The 16,948-nt window shown below is 64.8% G+C and carries 17 protein-coding genes; 12 read left to right on the plus strand and 5 right to left on the minus strand.

Going from position 1 to position 16,948, the window contains the following annotated elements:
• Nucleotides 1-355 precede the first annotated feature (355 nt).
• Entirely contained in the window at nt 356-1,864 is a 1,509-nt protein-coding gene (locus ACSQ86_RS10650; RefSeq protein WP_436303601.1) for a circularly permuted type 2 ATP-grasp protein, read from the plus strand.
• A gap of 18 nt (nt 1,865-1,882) precedes the next feature.
• Nucleotides 1,883-2,839 (plus strand): alpha-E domain-containing protein, encoded by a 957-nt coding sequence (locus ACSQ86_RS10655; protein WP_436303602.1) that lies wholly within the window; start codon nt 1,883-1,885, stop codon nt 2,837-2,839.
• 222 nt (nt 2,840-3,061) lie between these two features.
• Here the strand turns inward: ACSQ86_RS10655 and ACSQ86_RS10660 are convergent, their stop codons facing one another.
• Nucleotides 3,062-3,508, minus strand: a complete 447-nt coding sequence (locus ACSQ86_RS10660) for a hypothetical protein (protein WP_436308843.1) — start codon at nt 3,506-3,508, stop codon at nt 3,062-3,064.
• 181 nt (nt 3,509-3,689) lie between these two features.
• On the opposite strand from ACSQ86_RS10660, the gene ACSQ86_RS10665 reads away from it, so the two are divergent.
• The gene (locus ACSQ86_RS10665) at nt 3,690-4,517 is read left to right on the plus strand and encodes an MlaD family protein (protein WP_436303605.1); all 828 of its coding nucleotides are present in this window, start codon (nt 3,690-3,692) and stop codon (nt 4,515-4,517) included.
• Nucleotides 4,514-5,122 (plus strand): ABC-type transport auxiliary lipoprotein family protein, encoded by a 609-nt coding sequence (locus ACSQ86_RS10670; RefSeq protein WP_436303606.1) that lies wholly within the window; start codon nt 4,514-4,516, stop codon nt 5,120-5,122. Before ACSQ86_RS10665 ends, ACSQ86_RS10670 begins: the two co-directional genes overlap by 4 nt.
• Here ACSQ86_RS10670 and ACSQ86_RS10675 read toward each other — a convergent pair.
• Genes ACSQ86_RS10675 through ACSQ86_RS10685 form a run of 3 tightly spaced genes read right to left on the minus strand, consistent with a single transcriptional unit; the run spans nt 5,119 to nt 7,943 of the window.
• Nucleotides 5,119-5,670, minus strand: coding sequence for a cytochrome b (locus ACSQ86_RS10675; protein ID WP_436290568.1), 552 nt, complete (start codon nt 5,668-5,670; stop codon nt 5,119-5,121). The two genes, ACSQ86_RS10670 and ACSQ86_RS10675, sit on opposite strands and share 4 nt — an antisense overlap.
• 4 nt (nt 5,671-5,674) lie before the next feature.
• Nucleotides 5,675-7,168 carry a glycerol kinase GlpK gene (gene glpK, locus ACSQ86_RS10680; protein ID WP_436303607.1) on the minus strand — a complete coding sequence of 498 codons (1,494 nt, stop codon included), beginning with the start codon at nt 7,166-7,168 and terminating at the stop codon, nt 5,675-5,677.
• 1 nt (nt 7,169) lies between these two features.
• Nucleotides 7,170-7,943 carry a DeoR/GlpR family DNA-binding transcription regulator gene (locus tag ACSQ86_RS10685; protein WP_093102690.1) on the minus strand — a complete coding sequence of 258 codons (774 nt, stop codon included), beginning with the start codon at nt 7,941-7,943 and terminating at the stop codon, nt 7,170-7,172.
• Between the two features lie 99 nt (nt 7,944-8,042).
• Here ACSQ86_RS10685 and glpD point away from each other — a divergent pair, with 99 nt between their 5' ends.
• The 8 genes from glpD (at nt 8,043) to ACSQ86_RS10725 (ending at nt 16,329) form a co-directional block, all read left to right on the plus strand.
• Nucleotides 8,043-9,704, plus strand: a complete 1,662-nt coding sequence (gene glpD, locus ACSQ86_RS10690; protein ID WP_436303608.1) for a glycerol-3-phosphate dehydrogenase — start codon at nt 8,043-8,045, stop codon at nt 9,702-9,704.
• Complete coding sequence (locus tag ACSQ86_RS10695; RefSeq protein WP_436290565.1) at nt 9,695-10,771, plus strand: ABC transporter ATP-binding protein; 1,077 nt, start codon at nt 9,695-9,697, stop codon at nt 10,769-10,771. Before glpD ends, ACSQ86_RS10695 begins: the two co-directional genes overlap by 10 nt.
• Nucleotide 10,772: 1 nt before the next feature.
• Nucleotides 10,773-11,843 (plus strand): ABC transporter ATP-binding protein, encoded by a 1,071-nt coding sequence (locus ACSQ86_RS10700; protein ID WP_436308844.1) that lies wholly within the window; start codon nt 10,773-10,775, stop codon nt 11,841-11,843.
• Nucleotides 11,840-12,730, plus strand: coding sequence for a carbohydrate ABC transporter permease (locus ACSQ86_RS10705; RefSeq protein ID WP_436290564.1), 891 nt, complete (start codon nt 11,840-11,842; stop codon nt 12,728-12,730). The genes ACSQ86_RS10700 and ACSQ86_RS10705 overlap by 4 nt, the downstream gene beginning before the upstream one ends.
• Nucleotides 12,727-13,539, plus strand: a complete 813-nt coding sequence (locus ACSQ86_RS10710) for a carbohydrate ABC transporter permease (RefSeq protein ID WP_093102633.1) — start codon at nt 12,727-12,729, stop codon at nt 13,537-13,539. The genes ACSQ86_RS10705 and ACSQ86_RS10710 overlap by 4 nt, the downstream gene beginning before the upstream one ends.
• Before the next feature lie 12 nt (nt 13,540-13,551).
• Nucleotides 13,552-13,860 carry a DUF2160 domain-containing protein gene (locus tag ACSQ86_RS10715; protein WP_093102634.1) on the plus strand — a complete coding sequence of 103 codons (309 nt, stop codon included), beginning with the start codon at nt 13,552-13,554 and terminating at the stop codon, nt 13,858-13,860.
• An 88-nt stretch (nt 13,861-13,948) separates the two neighbouring features.
• A complete protein-coding gene (locus ACSQ86_RS10720; RefSeq protein WP_093102636.1) occupies nt 13,949-15,679 on the plus strand; it encodes an ABC transporter substrate-binding protein in 1,731 nt (576 codons plus the stop codon).
• Nucleotides 15,680-15,771: 92 nt separating this feature from the next.
• Nucleotides 15,772-16,329 carry a histidine phosphatase family protein gene (locus ACSQ86_RS10725; protein ID WP_436290563.1) on the plus strand — a complete coding sequence of 186 codons (558 nt, stop codon included), beginning with the start codon at nt 15,772-15,774 and terminating at the stop codon, nt 16,327-16,329.
• Here ACSQ86_RS10725 and ACSQ86_RS10730 read toward each other — a convergent pair whose 3' ends face one another.
• The gene (locus ACSQ86_RS10730; protein WP_436303611.1) at nt 16,330-16,947 is read right to left on the minus strand and encodes an HD domain-containing protein; all 618 of its coding nucleotides are present in this window, start codon (nt 16,945-16,947) and stop codon (nt 16,330-16,332) included. It lies immediately after the preceding gene.
• Between the last annotated feature and the right edge of the window lies 1 nt (nt 16,948).

Consider the following 16,948-nt stretch of genomic DNA (forward strand, 5'->3'; position numbering starts at 1 on the left):
CGGGGATTGCGACGTTCGGCCCTGGCCATGCTGCTGCTCGGCGCGATGGCCGGCGCCGGCCTCGCGGGCTGGCGCGCGACCGCCTATACGGGTGATGCGCTGGCGCCCGCGCTCGAGGGGCGCGACCTGCAGGTGGTGGGCATCGTTTCGCAGATGCCGCAGCGCGGCGATGGCGCCGTGCGCTTTCTCTTCGACCTCGAATCGGCGCGCTGGGCCGGCGGTAACGACCGCGGCATGCCGCGCGTGCCCCCGCGAATGCCAGCGCCGGACCGCGAAACGCTACTGGCACCACGTTGTTCCCTAGAAGCACTGGCCCTGAACTTGCTAAGCTACGCCCAAGGAGATTGGTCGTCCCATGCACAAATTCGACGAGATGTACGAGCAGCTGCCCTACCATGGCGCAGCGGTCCGAAACCACTACAAGCGCTACGACCAATGGCTCGCGAAGCAGCCCGGCGAGGTGATGCGATCGCGGCGCGAGGAGGCGGAAATGATCTTCCGCCGGGTCGGCATCACCTTTGCCGTGTACGGAGCGAAGGACGAGGACGGTTCGGGCACCGAGCGCCTGATCCCCTTCGACCTGCTGCCGCGCATCATTCCCGCGCACGAGTGGGAAAGCATGGAGAAGGGGCTGGTGCAGCGCGTGACCGCGCTCAACCGCTTCATCCACGACGTCTACCACGGGCAGGAGATCGTCAAGGCCGGCGTGGTCCCCTCAGAGCAGATCTTCAACAACGCGCAGTACCGCCCCGAGATGGTGGGCGTGAAGGTGCCCAACGACATTTACTCGCACATCTCCGGCATCGACATCGTGCGCGCGCCGGACGCGGCCGGCAACGGCGAGTACTACGTGCTCGAAGACAACCTGCGGGTTCCCAGCGGCGTGAGCTACATGCTGGAGAACCGCAAGATGATGATGCGGCTCTTCCCCGAGCTGTTCAGCCAGAACCGCGTCGCGCCGGTGGCGCACTATCCCGACCTGCTGCTCGAAACCCTGCGCGCCTCCGCGCCGCCCGCGACCGCCGAGCCCACCGTGGTGGTGCTCACACCCGGCATGTACAACAGCGCCTACTTCGAGCATGCCTTCCTCGCGCAGCAGATGGGCGTGGAGCTGGTCGAAGGGCAGGACCTCTTCGTCAAGGACGACTTCGTCTACATGCGCACCACGCGCGGCCCGCGGCGCGTCGACGTGATCTACCGCCGCGTCGACGACGACTTCCTCGACCCCGAGGTGTTCCGCCCCACGTCGACGCTCGGTTGCGCCGGCCTCATGCGCGCCTACCGCGAGGGCAACGTCGTGATCTGCAATGCGGTCGGCACCGGCGTGGCGGACGACAAGTCGATCTACCCCTACGTGCCGAAGATGATCGAGTTCTACCTCGGCGAGAAGCCGATCCTCAAGAACGTGCCCACCTACATGTGCCGCAACAAGGAGGAACTCGACTACACGCTGGCCAACATGAAGGACCTGGTGGTCAAGGAAGTGCACGGCGCCGGCGGCTACGGCATGCTGATCGGCCCGGCGGCGACGCATGCCGAGATCGAGGACTTCAAGAAAGCCGTGCTCGCCAAGCCCGACGGCTACATCGCGCAGCCCACCTTGAGCCTGTCGACCTCGCCCACCTTCGTGGAGGCCGGCATCGCGCCGCGCCACATCGACCTGCGCCCCTTCGTGCTCTCGGGCAAGGAAGTGCAGATGGTGCCCGGCGGCCTCACGCGCGTCGCGCTCAAGGAGGGCTCGCTGGTCGTCAATTCGTCGCAGGGCGGCGGCACCAAGGACACCTGGATTCTCGAAGGGGACCGCCGCACCAAGTCGCGCTCGGAATCGCAGTCGCAATCGCAATCGCAAACCCAAGTGGGTTGATCAGGGGAGCACCACAGCATGTTGTCACGCACTGCCGATCACCTCTACTGGATGTCGCGCTACACCGAGCGGGCCGAAAACACCGCGCGCATGCTCGACGTCAACTACCAGACCTCGCTCTTGCCGCAATCGGCCGAGGTTGCCAAGTACGGCTGGCAGGGCCTGCTCTCCATCAGCGAGCTGCTGCCCTTGTTCAACGAAAAGCACGAGTACATCGTGCCCGACGAGGTGATGGAGTTCATGGTCAAGGACGAGTCCAATCCCTCGTCGATCCTTTCGTGCCTCCGAGCCGCGCGCGAGAACGCGCGGGCCGTGCGCGGCGCGCTCACCACCGAAGCCTGGGAGACGCAGAACACGACCTGGCTCGAGGTCAACCGCATGCTGCGCGCCGGCGAATTCGAGCGCGATCCGGGCCAGTTCTTCGAATGGGTCAAGTTCCGCTCGCACCTCTCGCGCGGCGTGACCCTGGGCACCATGCTGCAGGACGAGGCCTTCCACTTCTCGCGCCTGGGCACCTTCCTGGAGCGCGCGGACAACACGGCACGCCTGGTCGACGTGAAGTTCCATGCGCTCAACAGCGAGTTCTTCGGCACCGCCACCGAGGAAGACCAGGAGTACGACTTCTATCACTGGAGCGCGATCCTGCGCAGCGTCTCGGCCTTCGAGGTCTACCGCAAGGTGTACCGCGACGTGATCAAGCCTGAACGCGTGGCCGAGCTCCTGATCCTGCGCGCCGACATGCCGCGTTCGCTGCATGCGAGCCTGGTCGAAGTGGTGAGCAATCTTGCGAAGGTGCAGAACGACCAGAGCGCGGAGACGCAGCGGCGTGCGGGGAAGCTTCTGGCCGATTTGCAGTACGCGCGGGTCGATGAGATTCTGGCGACGGGACTGCATGCCTATCTGACGCAGTTTCTCGATCGGGTGAATGAGTTGGGGTGGCGGATCAGTCAGGACTTTTTGGTGCCTGGGCACTGAGCATTTTTCGACTGCGAGTCGGCGACTACGGCGCGCTGTGGGCGCAAGTTCATCGACCTGTAGGACCGACTCTGAACACCGATGGGCGATTCAAAGCAGACTTTCCGGTCCGCCACGGATTCGATGGTGATTCATTGTCGGGTGCATCGTGCCGTTCCCTATGAAACACATAGCGCGAGCGGAACATGATGTCCAGCGCATAGGCCGCCATGCGCCTTGACTCTACCTTCGAGCGGCCAAAGCGGCCCTGATAGTACGCGGCCATCGTCGGCTCGGCCAAACGGTACTGCTTGCGAATTTGACCGAGCAGTTCGTGGTTATAGGGTTCCTTTCGCGCCCAGTCGGCGAGCGACGCATCGGGCGAATCGTGTTCTGGTTTCGCGGGTCATTGTCGCTCACCTGCGCGATGAAATCGTCGGACTTCGTTGCTTCCGGAACCGCGAAGATCGCGTACTGATCGCCTCTCCATCCGTATGGAGTTTCATCAACGACCAGGCGATAGCCGGCTTGGCTGACTTTCTGCCAGTACACGCTTCGGTGCGAGAAGTTGCCGGTCTTCGGCTGCTTGTCGAATGCCGACGGATCCGCTGTGGTGAGCGCATCGCCGCCGGAGATGTCGAGATCCGAGGGCCCAAGGACCAGTTCACTGGTCACGCCGGTCGGGATCACGGGTGGGGAATATAGGTAGGGGATGTCCTTGCGTGGCGAGGGGTTGAGGCTCGCCCGCCAACGGGTCGAAAATGCAATCTTCGCATCGCGTGGCAATTGCAGGGATGACGGACTAGGCTGGCACCGGCCCAAGCGCCTATTTGGCCGGCGATGTGCGGGCTAGCCATGGAGGCAATGCGCGATGAAAAACGATGTCAACACGAAGGCGCGACTTGCGTTCGTGGCGTTCCTGCTTGTGTCGATTCTCGCTGGGGCAATCTGGTATTTTGTTTCCGTAAGCGATTATGTGAACTATCAGATTTCTACCGAGGAGTCCGTCTCCGGCCTCATTGCCGATGCTCCTGTCGAATTCCACGGCGTTGATGTGGGAAGGGTGAAAAGCGTCAAGCTGGTCCGGTCGAATTCAGTGAGCATTTTGTTGAGTATCGACAAGACCGCTCCGATTACCTCGGCCAGCGTCGCCACGATCACCTCGCGTGGACTCGCTTCGCGAGGATTCACCGGCTACGTTTACATTGCTATCGAAGACGCCGGCATCGATTCGCGGCCGCTGGCAGCACGGCCGGGCGAACTTTATCCGACAATACCGACGGCGCCGTCGAAATCAATGACGCTCGATGGGACGCTGACTCAGATGAACGAGAATGTCCAAGCCGTCACTGAGCTGCTGCAATCGACATTCGACGAGAAGACCATCGCATCGCTGAAGCAATCGGTCGACAGCTTGCAGCAAGTAACCAAGGTACTGGCAGAAAATACCAGGAAGCTGAACTCGATCGTTGCCAATACCGAGCGCGCGAGTCATCGTCTGGAGCCTCTGCTGGAATCGAGTCATGACACAGTGAGAGCGCTTCAGACGCAAATCCTGCCTGAGGCTCACAAGACCCTGTCCAATCTCGATGCGCTGTCCAGTTCCCTCTCCGGCGTGGCGACCAGGATCAATCGAGACCCGTCGATCTTGATTCGCGGCACCAGGCCTCCACCGCTTGGGCCCGGGGAAGAAAAATGAAGGGAAGTATGGCGAGGGCGGCGCTGGTTGCGCTATGTGCCATCCTGCTTTCGGGCTGTGCCCTGTTGTCGCCGGTCGATACTGCCGCCAAGAAACATGTGCTGAGCAGCATCCCACTCGACCTGCCCAACGAACGGACTCGCTCCGCGACCCTGTTGGTTCTGGTCCCCGAGACCCATCCGGTCTATGGCACGACGCAAATGGCCTATACCACCCAGGCCCATCAAATCGCGTATTTCAGTCGGAATGAATGGGCGGAAACACCAGCGCAGATGATGCTGCCTCTGATCGTCAAGACAATTTCGAATACGCACTATTTCAGCGAGGTCCGGTCGCCTCCTCATTTTGGTCGCCACACTTTCGCTCTTCGCACCGAAATCCTGGAGCTCAAGCAGGACTTCACTTCAGACTCGGCGATACTGCAGCTCACGATACGCTTCTATCTAAGTCGCGAGGCAATGAATCGGGTTATCGCGACAAAGGAAGTGTCGGTGCGCGAACCCTTGCGGGAGAGAAATCCCTCCGCCGGGGTCGCGGCGGCCAATGAGGCTGCGGTAAAAGTATTGCGGGAACTCGCCAGGTTCGTGGTCGAGAAAGCGGGTTAGGGCAGCATTTTGCGCAAAGTATCGTCCTTGAATACGAAATGATGCCTCAGTGCCGCGCCCACATGGACGAATATGACAAGCACGAGCACATAAGCGAGCCACTTGTGGACATCGATGAGTCGCTGAAACAGATGGTCGTCGCGAGGAAGGAAATCAGGCAGCGTGAACAAGCCAAAGAACGATACCGGGATGCCAGCGGCGGAAGACATGAGCCAACCAGTCATCGGCAAGACGAACATCAGTGCGTAAAAGGAGAGATGGACGAATCGGGCGGCGATTTTTTGCCAATCAGGCAGGTGTGCAACCAGTTGCGGGAGCACATTCGTCAAACGCCAGCCCAAGCGCACCGCGAGCAAGACGAGTACCAGCAAGCCAAGCTCCTTGTGGTAGAGAATCAGCGTGATCTTTTTTGTATTGAAGCCGACATCTGGAAGCGTGACCATGTAGATGCCCAATGCCAAAAGTCCGATGACAAGAAAAGCCATCAACCAGTGGAGCAGGATCGCAACAGCGCCATAGCGGTCCTCGGTGTTCTCGATCGGGGTCATGGCATCAAACCAGCGTCGCCCTCCGCACCGCCAGCTCCCACCGCTCCATCTTCTCCTCAGCCTTCACCCGGCTCAGGGTAGGCATGAAGCGCCGTTCGACGCGCCACTGCTTCGACAACTCACCCAGGTCGCGGTACACGCCGGTCGAGAGTCCTGCCAGGTAAGCCGCACCGAGCGCCGTGGTCTCGATGACCTCCGGCCGTACCACCGGAATCCCCAGCAGATCCGCCTGGAACTGCATCAGCAGATCGTTGACGGCCGCGCCGCCGTCGACGCGCAACTCCGCCACCGGCGTGCCGCCCGCGGCCACCGCATCGCGGCTCATGGCCTGCAGCAGCGCGGCGCTCTGATAAGCAATGCTCTCCAGCGCCGCGCGCGCGATGTGCGCGACGGTGGTGCCGCGCGTGAGGCCGGTGATGGTGCCGCGCGCGTCGGCGTTCCAGTAGGGCGCGCCGAGGCCAGTAAAGGCCGGCACCATCATCACGCCGCCCGCATCGGGCACGCTCTCGGCCAGCGCCTGCACCTGTGCGCTGCCCTGGATGGCCTTCAAGCCGTCGCGCAGCCACTGCACTACCGCGCCGCCGACGAACACGCTGCCTTCCATCGCGTACTGCGGCAGGGCGCTGGTCTGCGCCGCGCTGGTCACGAGCAGGCCGTTCTGCGAAGGCTGGAAGGCGCCGCCGGTGTGCATCAACAGGAAGCAGCCGGTGCCATAGGTGTTCTTGGCCATGCCGGCCTCGAAGCAGGCCTGGCCGAAGAGGGCGCTTTGCTGGTCGCCCGCCACGCCGCCGACGGGCAGGCTGCGCTCGAACAGGCCCGCGTCGGTGTCGGCAAAGTGCGCGCTCGAAGGCTTCGCCTCGGGCATCAGCGAGGCGGGGATGTCCAGCGCCTTCAGCAGATCGGCATCCCACTGGTTGCTGCGGACATTGAAGAGCATGGTGCGCGAGGCGTTGCTCACGTCGGTCACGTGCACCTTGCCGCCGGTCAGTTGCCAGATCAGCCAGCTGTCGACGGTGCCGAAGGCCAGTTCGCCGCGCTCGGCCGCGGCGCGTGCGCCGGGCACGTTGTCGAGCAGCCAGCGCAGCTTGGTGCCGGAGAAGTAGGCGTCGATCACGAGACCGGTCTTGTCGCGGATGGTGTCGGTCATGCCGTCTTCGCGCAGCCGTGCGCACAGCGGCTCGGCGCGCCGGTCCTGCCAAACGATGGCGTGGTGCACCGGCTGGCCGGTCTTGCGGTTCCACAGCACGGTGGTTTCGCGCTGGTTGGTGATGCCCAGCGCGTGGATGTCGCTCGCTGTGAGCTTCGCTTTAGCGAGCACCTCGCGCGCGGTCGCGAGCTGGCTGGTCCAGATCTCCACCGGGTCGTGCTCGACCCAGCCGGGCTGCGGGTAGATCTGCGTGAGCTCTTGCTGGGCGATGGCGACGATGCGGCCTTCGCGATCGAAGACGATGCTGCGGGAGCTCGACGTGCCCTGGTCGAGGGCGAGCAGGTAGGTCATCTCAATGGTCCTTTGATGCGATCTCGCAGCGCACCTGTGCGCGCTCGAGCAGCTCCGGAAAAGGCGGCGGCGGCTCGGCGTCGGTAAAAAGGCAATCGATCTGCGACAGCTTCGCCAGCTCGATCATGGCAGGGCGGTTGAACTTGCTCGCGTCGGCCGCGAGCCAGACCTCGCGCGCCTGCGCAATGATGGTCTGCGCCACCTTCACCTCGCGCAGGTCGAAGTCGCGCAGCGTGCCATCGTCCTCGATGCTGGAAACGCCGATCAGCGCGATGTCGACCTTGAACTGGCGGATGAAATCGACCGTCGCCTCGCCCACGATCGCGCGGTCGCGCAGCCGCACCGAGCCGCCCGCGACGATCACCTCGCAGTTCGGGTTGTCGCTCAGGATGGTCGCGACATTGAGGTTGTTGGTGATCACGCGCAGCCCGGTGTGGCGCAGCAGCGCCTTCGCGATCGCCTCGGTGGTGGTGCCGATGTTGAGGATCAGCGAACAGTCGTTCGGCACCCGCGCGGCCACGGCGCGCGCGATGCGCGCCTTGCCTTCGGCATTGAGCGTTTCGCGCTGCTGGTAGCCGATGTTCTCGGTGGTCGAGCTCGGCACCCGCACACCGCCATGGAAGCGCGTCAGCAGGCCTTCGTCGGCCAGTCGCTGCACGTCGCGGCGCACGGTCTGCAGCGTCACTTCGAGCATTTCGGCCAGCTGTTCGACCGTGATCGAGCCGCGGGCGCGGACGGTGTTGAGCAGCTTGAGTTGGCGGGGGTTGGAGTTCACTGACATGGAAGAGAGCGCGGGGCGCGTTACTTTAAAGCGAAAGAAAACGAATGGACTTAAGGGTTAACGCCAAGGAAAATCGCGCATTAAGGAATCAAAATGAAAGAATACGAAAACGCCTCAGGCGAAATAAGTGAACAAATTCACGGGTCCATCCCTCCGTCCGTTGTGAGCGCCATCCCCCCGTCCACCTCCGCCGCCATCACCGACTGCGACGTGCTCATCGTCGGCGGCGGCATCAATGGCTGCGGCATCGCGCGCGATCTGGCGGGCCGCGGCTTTCGCGTGCTGCTGTGCGAGAAGGACGATCTCGCGGCGCACACCTCCTCGTCGTCCACCAAGCTGATCCACGGCGGTCTGCGCTACCTCGAGTACTACGAGTTCTCGCTGGTGCGCAAGGCCTTGCAGGAACGCGAGGTGCTGCTCAAGAGCGCGCCGCACATCATGTGGCCGCTGCGTTTCGTGATGCCGCACGATCCCTCCATGCGGCCGGCCTGGATGGTGCGCATCGGCCTCTTCATGTACGACCACCTGGCCAAGCGCGAGGTGCTGCCGGGCTCGCGCGCTATCGACCTGCGCAGCCACGCGGCCGGCGAGCCGCTCAAGCCGCAGTTCAAACGCGGCTTCGTCTACTCCGACGGCTGGGTCGATGACGCGCGGCTGGTGGTGCTCAATGCGCTCGATGCGCGCGCCAAGGGGGCCGAGGTGCTGACCCGCACGCGCTGCGTGAGCGCGCGCCGCGATGTCGATGGCTGGACCGCTCTGCTCGAATCCGCGGGCGGCGCCCAGCGCACGGTGCGCGCGCGCGCCGTGGTCAATGCGGCGGGGCCCTGGGCCGAATCCTTCTTGCGCGGCGTGGCCCACGCGGCCAAGGGCGAGGCGTTGGCCACGCGGCACCTGCGGCTGGTCAAGGGCAGCCACATCGTGGTGCCACGCCTCTTCAAGCACGACCACGCCTACATCTTCCAGAACCCCGACAAGCGGATCATCTTCGCGATTCCCTACCAGGACGATTTCACGCTGATCGGCACCACCGACATCGAGCTGAACGGCGACGACCCCGGCGCGGCGCGCATCGGCGCGGACGAGATCGACTACCTCTGCACCCAGGCCAGCCGCTACTTCGAGAAGCCCATCGTGCCGGCCGACGTGGTCTGGACCTACTCGGGCGTGCGGCCGCTGCTCGACGACGACTCGGGCGACCCCTCGGCCGTCACGCGCGACTACCTGCTCGAAAGCAACACCGGTGCCGCACCGCTGCTGTCTGTGTGGGGCGGCAAGATCACGACCTTTCGCAAGCTCGCCGAAGACGCGGCCGACGAGGTGGGCCGGATGCTCGGCGATGCGCGGCCGGCATGGACCGAAGGCGCCTTTCTCGCGGGCGGCGACCTGTCGGGCTGGATCGGTACCGCCGCGCGGCCCGATGACGATTTCGAACGCTTCGTGGCAGCGGTTGGCTCGAAGTACCCGTGGCTCGATGCCGCGCTGGCGCGCCGGCTCGCGCGCGCCTACGGCGCCCGCATCTCGAACGTGATCGGCGATGCGCAATCGATGGCCGACCTCGGCGCCGCCGTGGCACCCTGCCTGCACGAGCGCGAGCTGCGCTATCTGCACAACGAGGAGTGGGCCTGCAGCGGCGACGACGTGCTCTGGCGCCGCTCCAAGCTGGGCCTGCACCTCACGCGCCAGGAGCGCGAGCAGGTCGGTACCTGGATGGAGATCAACACGAGTTCGCAAGAAGGAATTGCTGCATGCAACTGACACTCGAGCGCGTCACCAAGAAGGTGGGCGCCCAGACCTGGCTCTACCCGCAGAGCATCGCGCCGAAGCATGGTGCGGTGACCGTGCTGCTGGGCGCCACGCAGGCCGGCAAGACCAGCCTGATGCGGCTGATGGCCGGCCTCGACACGCCGACCGAAGGCAAGGTGCAGGTCGACGGCAAGGACGTGACCGGCGTGCCGGTGCGCGAGCGCAACGTGGCGATGGTCTACCAGCAGTTCATCAACTACCCCTCGCTCAAGGTGGGCGAGAACATCGGCTCGCCGCTCAAGCTGCGCGGCGAGAAGAACGTCGATGCGAAGGTGCGCGAGCTGGCCGACAAGCTGCACATCGGCATGTTCCTCGACCGCTATCCGGCCGAACTCTCGGGCGGCCAGCAGCAGCGCGTGGCGCTGGCGCGCGCGCTGGCCAAGAACGCGCCGCTGATGCTGCTCGACGAGCCGCTGGTCAACCTCGACTACAAGCTGCGCGAAGGCCTGCGCGAAGAACTCACGCAGCTCTTCGCCACCGGCGACTCGACCGTGATCTACGCCACCACCGAACCTGGGGAGGCCCTGCTGCTGGGCGGCTACACCGCGGTGATGGATGCCGGCGAGCTGCTGCAGTACGGGCCGACCGCCGAGGTGTTCCATGCGCCGCAGTCGCTGCGCGTGGCGCGCGCCTTCAGCGACCCGCCGATGAACCTGCTGGCCGGCCGCGTGGTCGCCGGCGGCGTGCAACTCGAAGGCGGGCCGCTGCTGCCGATCGCGCTGCCGGCGGGTGTCGAAGGCGCCGTGACCATCGGCCTGCGCGCGAGTGCGCTGAACGTGAACGCGGGGGAGGGCGACATCGCCCTGCCCGGCAAGGTCGAACTGGCCGAGATCTCTGGCTCCGACACCTTCGTTCACGCCGAGACGCTGGTGGGCGAACTGGTGGCGCAACTGACCGGGGTGCACCGCTTCGAACTCGGCACGGCGATCACCTTGTACTTCGCGGCCTCGCAGGCCTACGTGTTCGACGCCGGCGAGCGGCTCGCGGTGGCGCCGGCCTGGCGCCGGAAGGGAGACTGACATGGCCCGCATCGACCTCGACCTGGCCCATGCCTATCGCCCCAACCCGAGGGAGGACAGCGACTATGCGCTGCTGCCGCTCAAGATGAGCTTTCGCGACGGCGGCGCCTACGCCTTGCTCGGCCCCTCGGGCTGCGGCAAGACCACCATGCTCAACATCATCTCGGGCCTGCTCGCGCCCTCGCAGGGCAGCGTGCGCTTCAACGGCCGCGACGTGACGCTGGAGACGCCGCAGCAGCGCAACATCGCGCAGGTGTTCCAGTTCCCGGTGATCTACGACACCATGACCGTGGCCGAGAACCTCGCCTTCCCGCTGCGCAACCGGCAGCTGCCAGCCGAGCAGATCAAGAGGCGGGTGGGCGAGATCGCCGAGATGCTCGACATGAGCGGTCAGCTCAACCAGCGCGCCGCCAACCTCGCGGCCGATGCCAAGCAGAAGATCTCGCTCGGCCGCGGGCTGGTGCGCAGCGACGTGTCGGCGGTGCTCTTCGACGAGCCGCTGACCGTGATCGATCCGCACCTCAAGTGGCAGCTGCGGCGCAAGCTCAAGCAGATCCACCGCGAGCTCAAGCTCACGCTGATCTACGTCACGCACGACCAGGTCGAGGCGCTGACCTTCGCCGAAGAGGTGGTCGTCATGACGCGCGGCAAGGCGGTGCAGGTGGGCAGCGCCGAGGCGCTGTTCGAGCGGCCGGCCCACACCTTCGTCGGCCACTTCATCGGTTCGCCGGGCATGAACTTCCTGCCGGCGCAGTGCGCGGGCGGCGTGCTGGAGATCGCGGGCAACCGGCTCGCGCTGCCGCGGGCGCTGCCCGACGGCGCGCTCAAGCTCGGCATCCGGCCCGAATACCTCACGCTGGCCGAACTCCAGTCGCCCGGCGCATTGAGGGCCACGGTCACGCAGTTGCAGGACGTCGGGACGCACCAGATGCTCAGCGCGCAGATCGGCGAGAGCGTGCTCAAGGCCCGGCTGCATTCCGATGCGCAGGTGCCGTCGGTCGGCGAGCCGGTCTGGCTCAAGGTGGTGGACAAGCACACCTGCTATTACCGCGATGAGGAGCTGGTCGCATGAACGGAACCGTGAAACCCATCAACCAGAAGGCCTGGTGGCTGGTGCTGCCGGTGCTGCTGTGCGTGGCCTTCTCGGCCATCGTGCCGCTGATGACGGTGGTCAACTACTCGGTGCAGGACATCATCTCGCCCGAGCGGCGCGTGTTCGTCGGCACCGAATGGTTCGCCGCGGTGATGCGCGACGACGAGCTGCATGCAGCCCTGTGGCGCCAGCTCGGCTTCTCGCTCGCCGTGCTCGTCGTCGAGATCCCGCTGGGCATCTGCCTGGCGCTGTCGATGCCATCGACCGGCTGGAAGTCATCGGCCGTGCTGGTGGTGGTCGCGCTCTCGCTGTTGATTCCGTGGAACGTGGTCGGCACCATCTGGCAGATCTTCGGGCGTGCCGACATCGGGCTCTTCGGTTGGGCGCTGCAGAAGCTGGGCATCGACTACAGCTACACCGGCAACGCGCGCGATGCCTGGCTCACGGTGCTGGTGATGGACGTCTGGCACTGGACGCCGCTGGTCGCGCTGCTGTGCTACGCCGGGCTGCGCTCGATTCCCGATGCCTACTACCAGGCCGCGCGCATCGACGGCGCAAGCAAGTTCGCGGTGTTCCGCTACATCCAGCTGCCCAAGATGCGCGGCGTGCTGGTGATCGCGGTGCTGCTGCGCTTCATGGACAGCTTCATGATCTACACCGAACCCTTCGTGCTGACGGGCGGCGGTCCGGGCAATGCGACCACCTTCCTGAGCCAGTACCTCACGCAGAAGGCCGTCGGCCAGTTCGACCTCGGTCCGGCGGCCGCCTTCTCGCTGATCTATTTCCTGATCATTCTGCTGCTGTGTTTCGTGCTCTACAACTGGATGCAGCGGGTCGGCACGCAGGAAGTGGAGGAAACGAAATGAACGAACGCCGCTTCCGCAAGCGCAGCGTCTTCCTGCTGCTCTACATCCTGTTCGCGCTCCTGCCCATCTACTGGATGGTCAACATGAGCTTCAAGACCAACGAGGAGATTCTTTCGAGCTTCTCTTTCTTCCCCCAGCAGTTCACCTGGGCCAACTACGCGCGCATCTTCACCGACGAATCGTGGTACTCGGGCTACATCAACAGCCTGATCTACGTCGGCATCAACACGGTGATCTCGCTCACGGTCGCGTTGCCGGCGGCCTATGCCTTCTCGCGCTATTCCTTCCTCGGCGACAAGCACGTGTTCTTCTGGCTGCTCACCAACCGCATGACGCCGCCGGCCGTGTTCCTCTTGCCCTTCTTCCAGCTCTACACCACGGTCGGGCTGATGGACACGCATCTGGGCGTGGCGCTGGCGCACCTGCTCTTCAACGTGCCGCTGGCGGTGTGGATCCTGGAAGGCTTCATGAGCGGCATTCCGCGCGAGATCGACGAGACGGCCTACATCGACGGCTATTCCTTCCCGCGCTTCTTCCTCACCATCTTCCTGCCGCTGATCAAGGCCGGCGTCGGCGTCGCGGCCTTCTTCTGCTTCATGTTCAGCTGGGTCGAGCTGCTGCTGGCCCGCACGCTGACCAGCGTGAACGCCAAGCCGATCGTGGCCACGATGACGCGCACGGTGAGCGCCTCGGGCATGGACTGGGCCACCTTGGCGGCCGCGGGCGTGCTGACCATCGTGCCGGGCGCGATCGTGATCTGGTTCGTGCGCCACTACATCGCCAAGGGCTTCGCGATGGGACGCGTCTAAGGAGACTGAAAAATGTTCGAGTGGATGGTCTGGACCACGCCGGTGGCCGTTTTCTTCAGCTGCATCGCACTGATGCTGGTCGGCATGACCGTGTGGGAATTCAAGTCGCCGACCACCCTGCGCCGCGGTTGGCTGCCGATGGAAACCACGCGCGGCGACCGGCTCTTCATCGGGCTGCTCATCGCGGCCTACATCAATCTGGCCTTCATCGGCCTGGCCGGCCTGTTCCAGGAGTGGTTCAGCCTGGAGGTCGAACCGTCGATCTGGATCAGCTTCGTGCTGTCGATGCTCGCGCTGGCGCTGATCATGCGCAAGGGCTGACGGCAATCGCTTTCTTCAGCTGTCCGGCTCTTCGCTTTCCCGGGGCCGGGATCTGCACAACACCGGGAAGCACCATGAGGAGACATCCATGAAGATTCGCTACACAGCGTTGGCACTGGCAGCGGCGACTTTTGCCTTGCAGAGCGCCTGGGCCGGAGAACCGGAGGCCAAGAAATGGATCGACAGCGAATTCCAGCCGTCGACCCTGAGCAAAGACCAGCAGACCGCCGAGATGAAATGGTTCATCGACGCCGCCAAGAAGTTGCAGGCCAAGGGCGTCAGGGAGATCTCGGTGGTGTCCGAAACCATCACCACGCACGAGTACGAATCGAAGACGATGGCCAAGGCCTTCGAGGAAATCACCGGCATCAAGGTCAAGCACGACCTGATCCAGGAAGGCGACGTGGTCGAGAAACTGCAGACCTCGATGCAGTCGGGCAAGTCGATCTACGACGGCTGGGTCTCCGACTCCGACCTGATCGGTACCCATTACCGCTACGGCAAGATCATGAACCTGACCGACTACATGGCCGGCAAGGGCAAGGAATACACCAACCCGGGCCTCGACCTCAAGGACTTCATCGGCACCAAGTTCACCACCGGTCCAGACGGCAAGCTCTACCAGTTGCCCGACCAGCAGTTCGCCAACCTCTACTGGTTCCGCGCCGACCTGTTCGCGCGCCCCGACCTGAAGGACAAGTTCAAGGCCAAGTACGGCTACGACCTGGGCGTGCCGCTCAACTGGAGCGCCTACGAGGACATCGCCGAGTTCTTCAGCGTCGACGTGAAGACCATCGACGGCAAGCCGATCTACGGCCACATGGACTACGGCAAGAAAGACCCGTCGCTCGGCTGGCGCTTCACCGATGCCTGGCTCTCGATGGCCGGCACCGCCGACATCGGAACGCCCAACGGCCTGCCGATCGACGAGTGGGGCATTCGCGTCGGCGACGACAAGTGCACGCCGGTGGGCGCCAGCGTGTCGCGCGGCGGTGCGACCAATTCGCCCGCGGCCGTCTATGCGCTGACCAAGTACATCGACTGGATGAAGAAGTACGCGCCCAAGGAAGCCACCGGCATGACCTTCGGCGAAGCCGGCCCGGTGCCCGCGCAGGGCCAGATCGCGCAGCAGATCTTCTGGTACACGGCCTTCACCGCCGACATGACCAAGGCCGGCCTGCCGGTGGTCAACGCGGACGGCACGCCCAAGTGGCGCATGGCGCCCGGCCCGAACGGACCGTACTGGAAGCAGGGCATGCAGAACGGCTACCAGGACGTCGGCTCGTGGACCTTCTTCTCTGCGCACGACGAGAACCGCACGGCCGCCGCCTGGCTCTATGCGCAGTTCATCACTTCCAAGACCACCTCGCTCAAGAAGACCATCGTGGGCCTGACGCCGATCCGCGAGTCCGACATCCAGTCGAAGGCGATGACCGACATGGCGCCCAAGCTGGGCGGCCTGGTCGAGTTCTACCGCAGCCCGGCGCGCGTGGCCTGGTCGCCGACCGGCACCAACGTGCCTGACTATCCGAAGCTGGCGCAGCTCTGGTGGAAGAACGTGGCCGAGGCGGTGACGGGCGAGAAGACGCCGCAGAAGGCCATGGACAACCTGGCCGACGAGATGGACAACGTGATGGGCCGCCTGGAGCGCGCCGGCATGGCCAAGTGCGCGCCCAAGCTCAATGCCAAGGGCGATCCCAACAAGTACCTGAGCGACCAGCATGCGCCGTGGAAGAAGCTGGCGAACGAGAAGCCGAAGGGCGAGACCATCGACTACAACAAGCTGCTGAGCGCCTGGAAGGAAGGCAAGGCACGCTGAGCGCCTGAAGCGCAAGGCTTCGAGGGCTGCTGTGCGAAGGCGCAGCAGCCCTTTTTGCTTTGGGGTCGACCGCGCTTTGCTAGCCTCGCGCGATGCCTGGAAGACGCGAATTCATCCTGCTTGCAGCGGCACTTCTGGGCCGTGCCCATGCCCAGACGGGTGCCGATGCGATGGCCGAGCGCCTGCGTGCCGGCCGGTGCGCGCTGCTGTGGCGCCACGCGCAGACGACGCAGGGCGTCGGCGATCCGCCCGGCTTCAGGCTGGACCAGTGCAGCACGCAGCGCAACCTGAGCGAGGCGGGCCGTACGCAGGCCCGCGCGGCGGGCGAGTGGTTCCGTGCCCGCGGCCTCGCACCGGGCGCCGTGCGTTCCAGCGCGTGGTGCCGCTGCAAGGACACGGCGGACCTGGCCTTCGGTGCCCATTCCCTGTGGGCGCCTCTCAACTCGACCTTCGGCAGCACTGAGATCTCGGCCAACAACCGGCAACTCCTGCTCGACGGACTGGCGCGCATTCCGGCCGGTACTTTCGAGGTCTGGGTTACGCACCAGGTCAACATCACGGCCTTCACCGGCGAGTCGGTGGCGATGGGCGAAGCGGTGGTCGTCGATCGCGCGGCCAAGGTCGTGGCACGCGGCGGCTTTGGCGGCTGATCAGCCGATCGCTTGCTGCAGATTGATGCGCGCCTGGACTTCCAGCTTCGCCCGGATCGATGCGCTGAGATAGAGCGGATCGCGCGCCAGGAAGCGGCCGAGAATTTCACGCCGTCGCAGCTCGAAGACTTCGGGCGGCACATGTGCGTACTCGGCGCGGATCTGCCGCTCGTACTCGGCAAAGCGCGCGGCAGGCGCGCCGAGGATCGAGAGGTCGATGTCGACCAGCAACTGTGCATCGGCATCTTCGGGCTGTGCGTGGTGGCGCGTGGCCATCACCAGCGCATGGACGCGCCGGGCCGCATCGCCCGCGACGCCGGCGGCCAGCAGCGCGGCTTGCGCCCAGTCGGCGCTTCGCGCCTCGTTGTCGCGCCGGTGCACGTCATAGATCGCGTCGTGGAACCACAGCGCGAGCGCGATCTCGGCCGGGCGCTCTGCATGGCTGCGTTCGCGCGCGAGACCCGCCAGGCATTCGTCCAGGTGCTGCAGCGTGTGGTAGGCGCGATGCGGCTCGCTGTAGTGCGCCAGCAGCTTGGCCAGCAGCACCTCGTCGGGCGCAGCGACGCCGAGGTCGCGCCAAGCATCGATCCACGAGGCGCGCCGCACGCCGGCGTCCATG

Origin of the sequence: Variovorax sp. LjRoot130 (assembly GCF_964253755.1) — a bacterium.
Taxonomy (GTDB): domain Bacteria; phylum Pseudomonadota; class Gammaproteobacteria; order Burkholderiales; family Burkholderiaceae_C; genus Variovorax.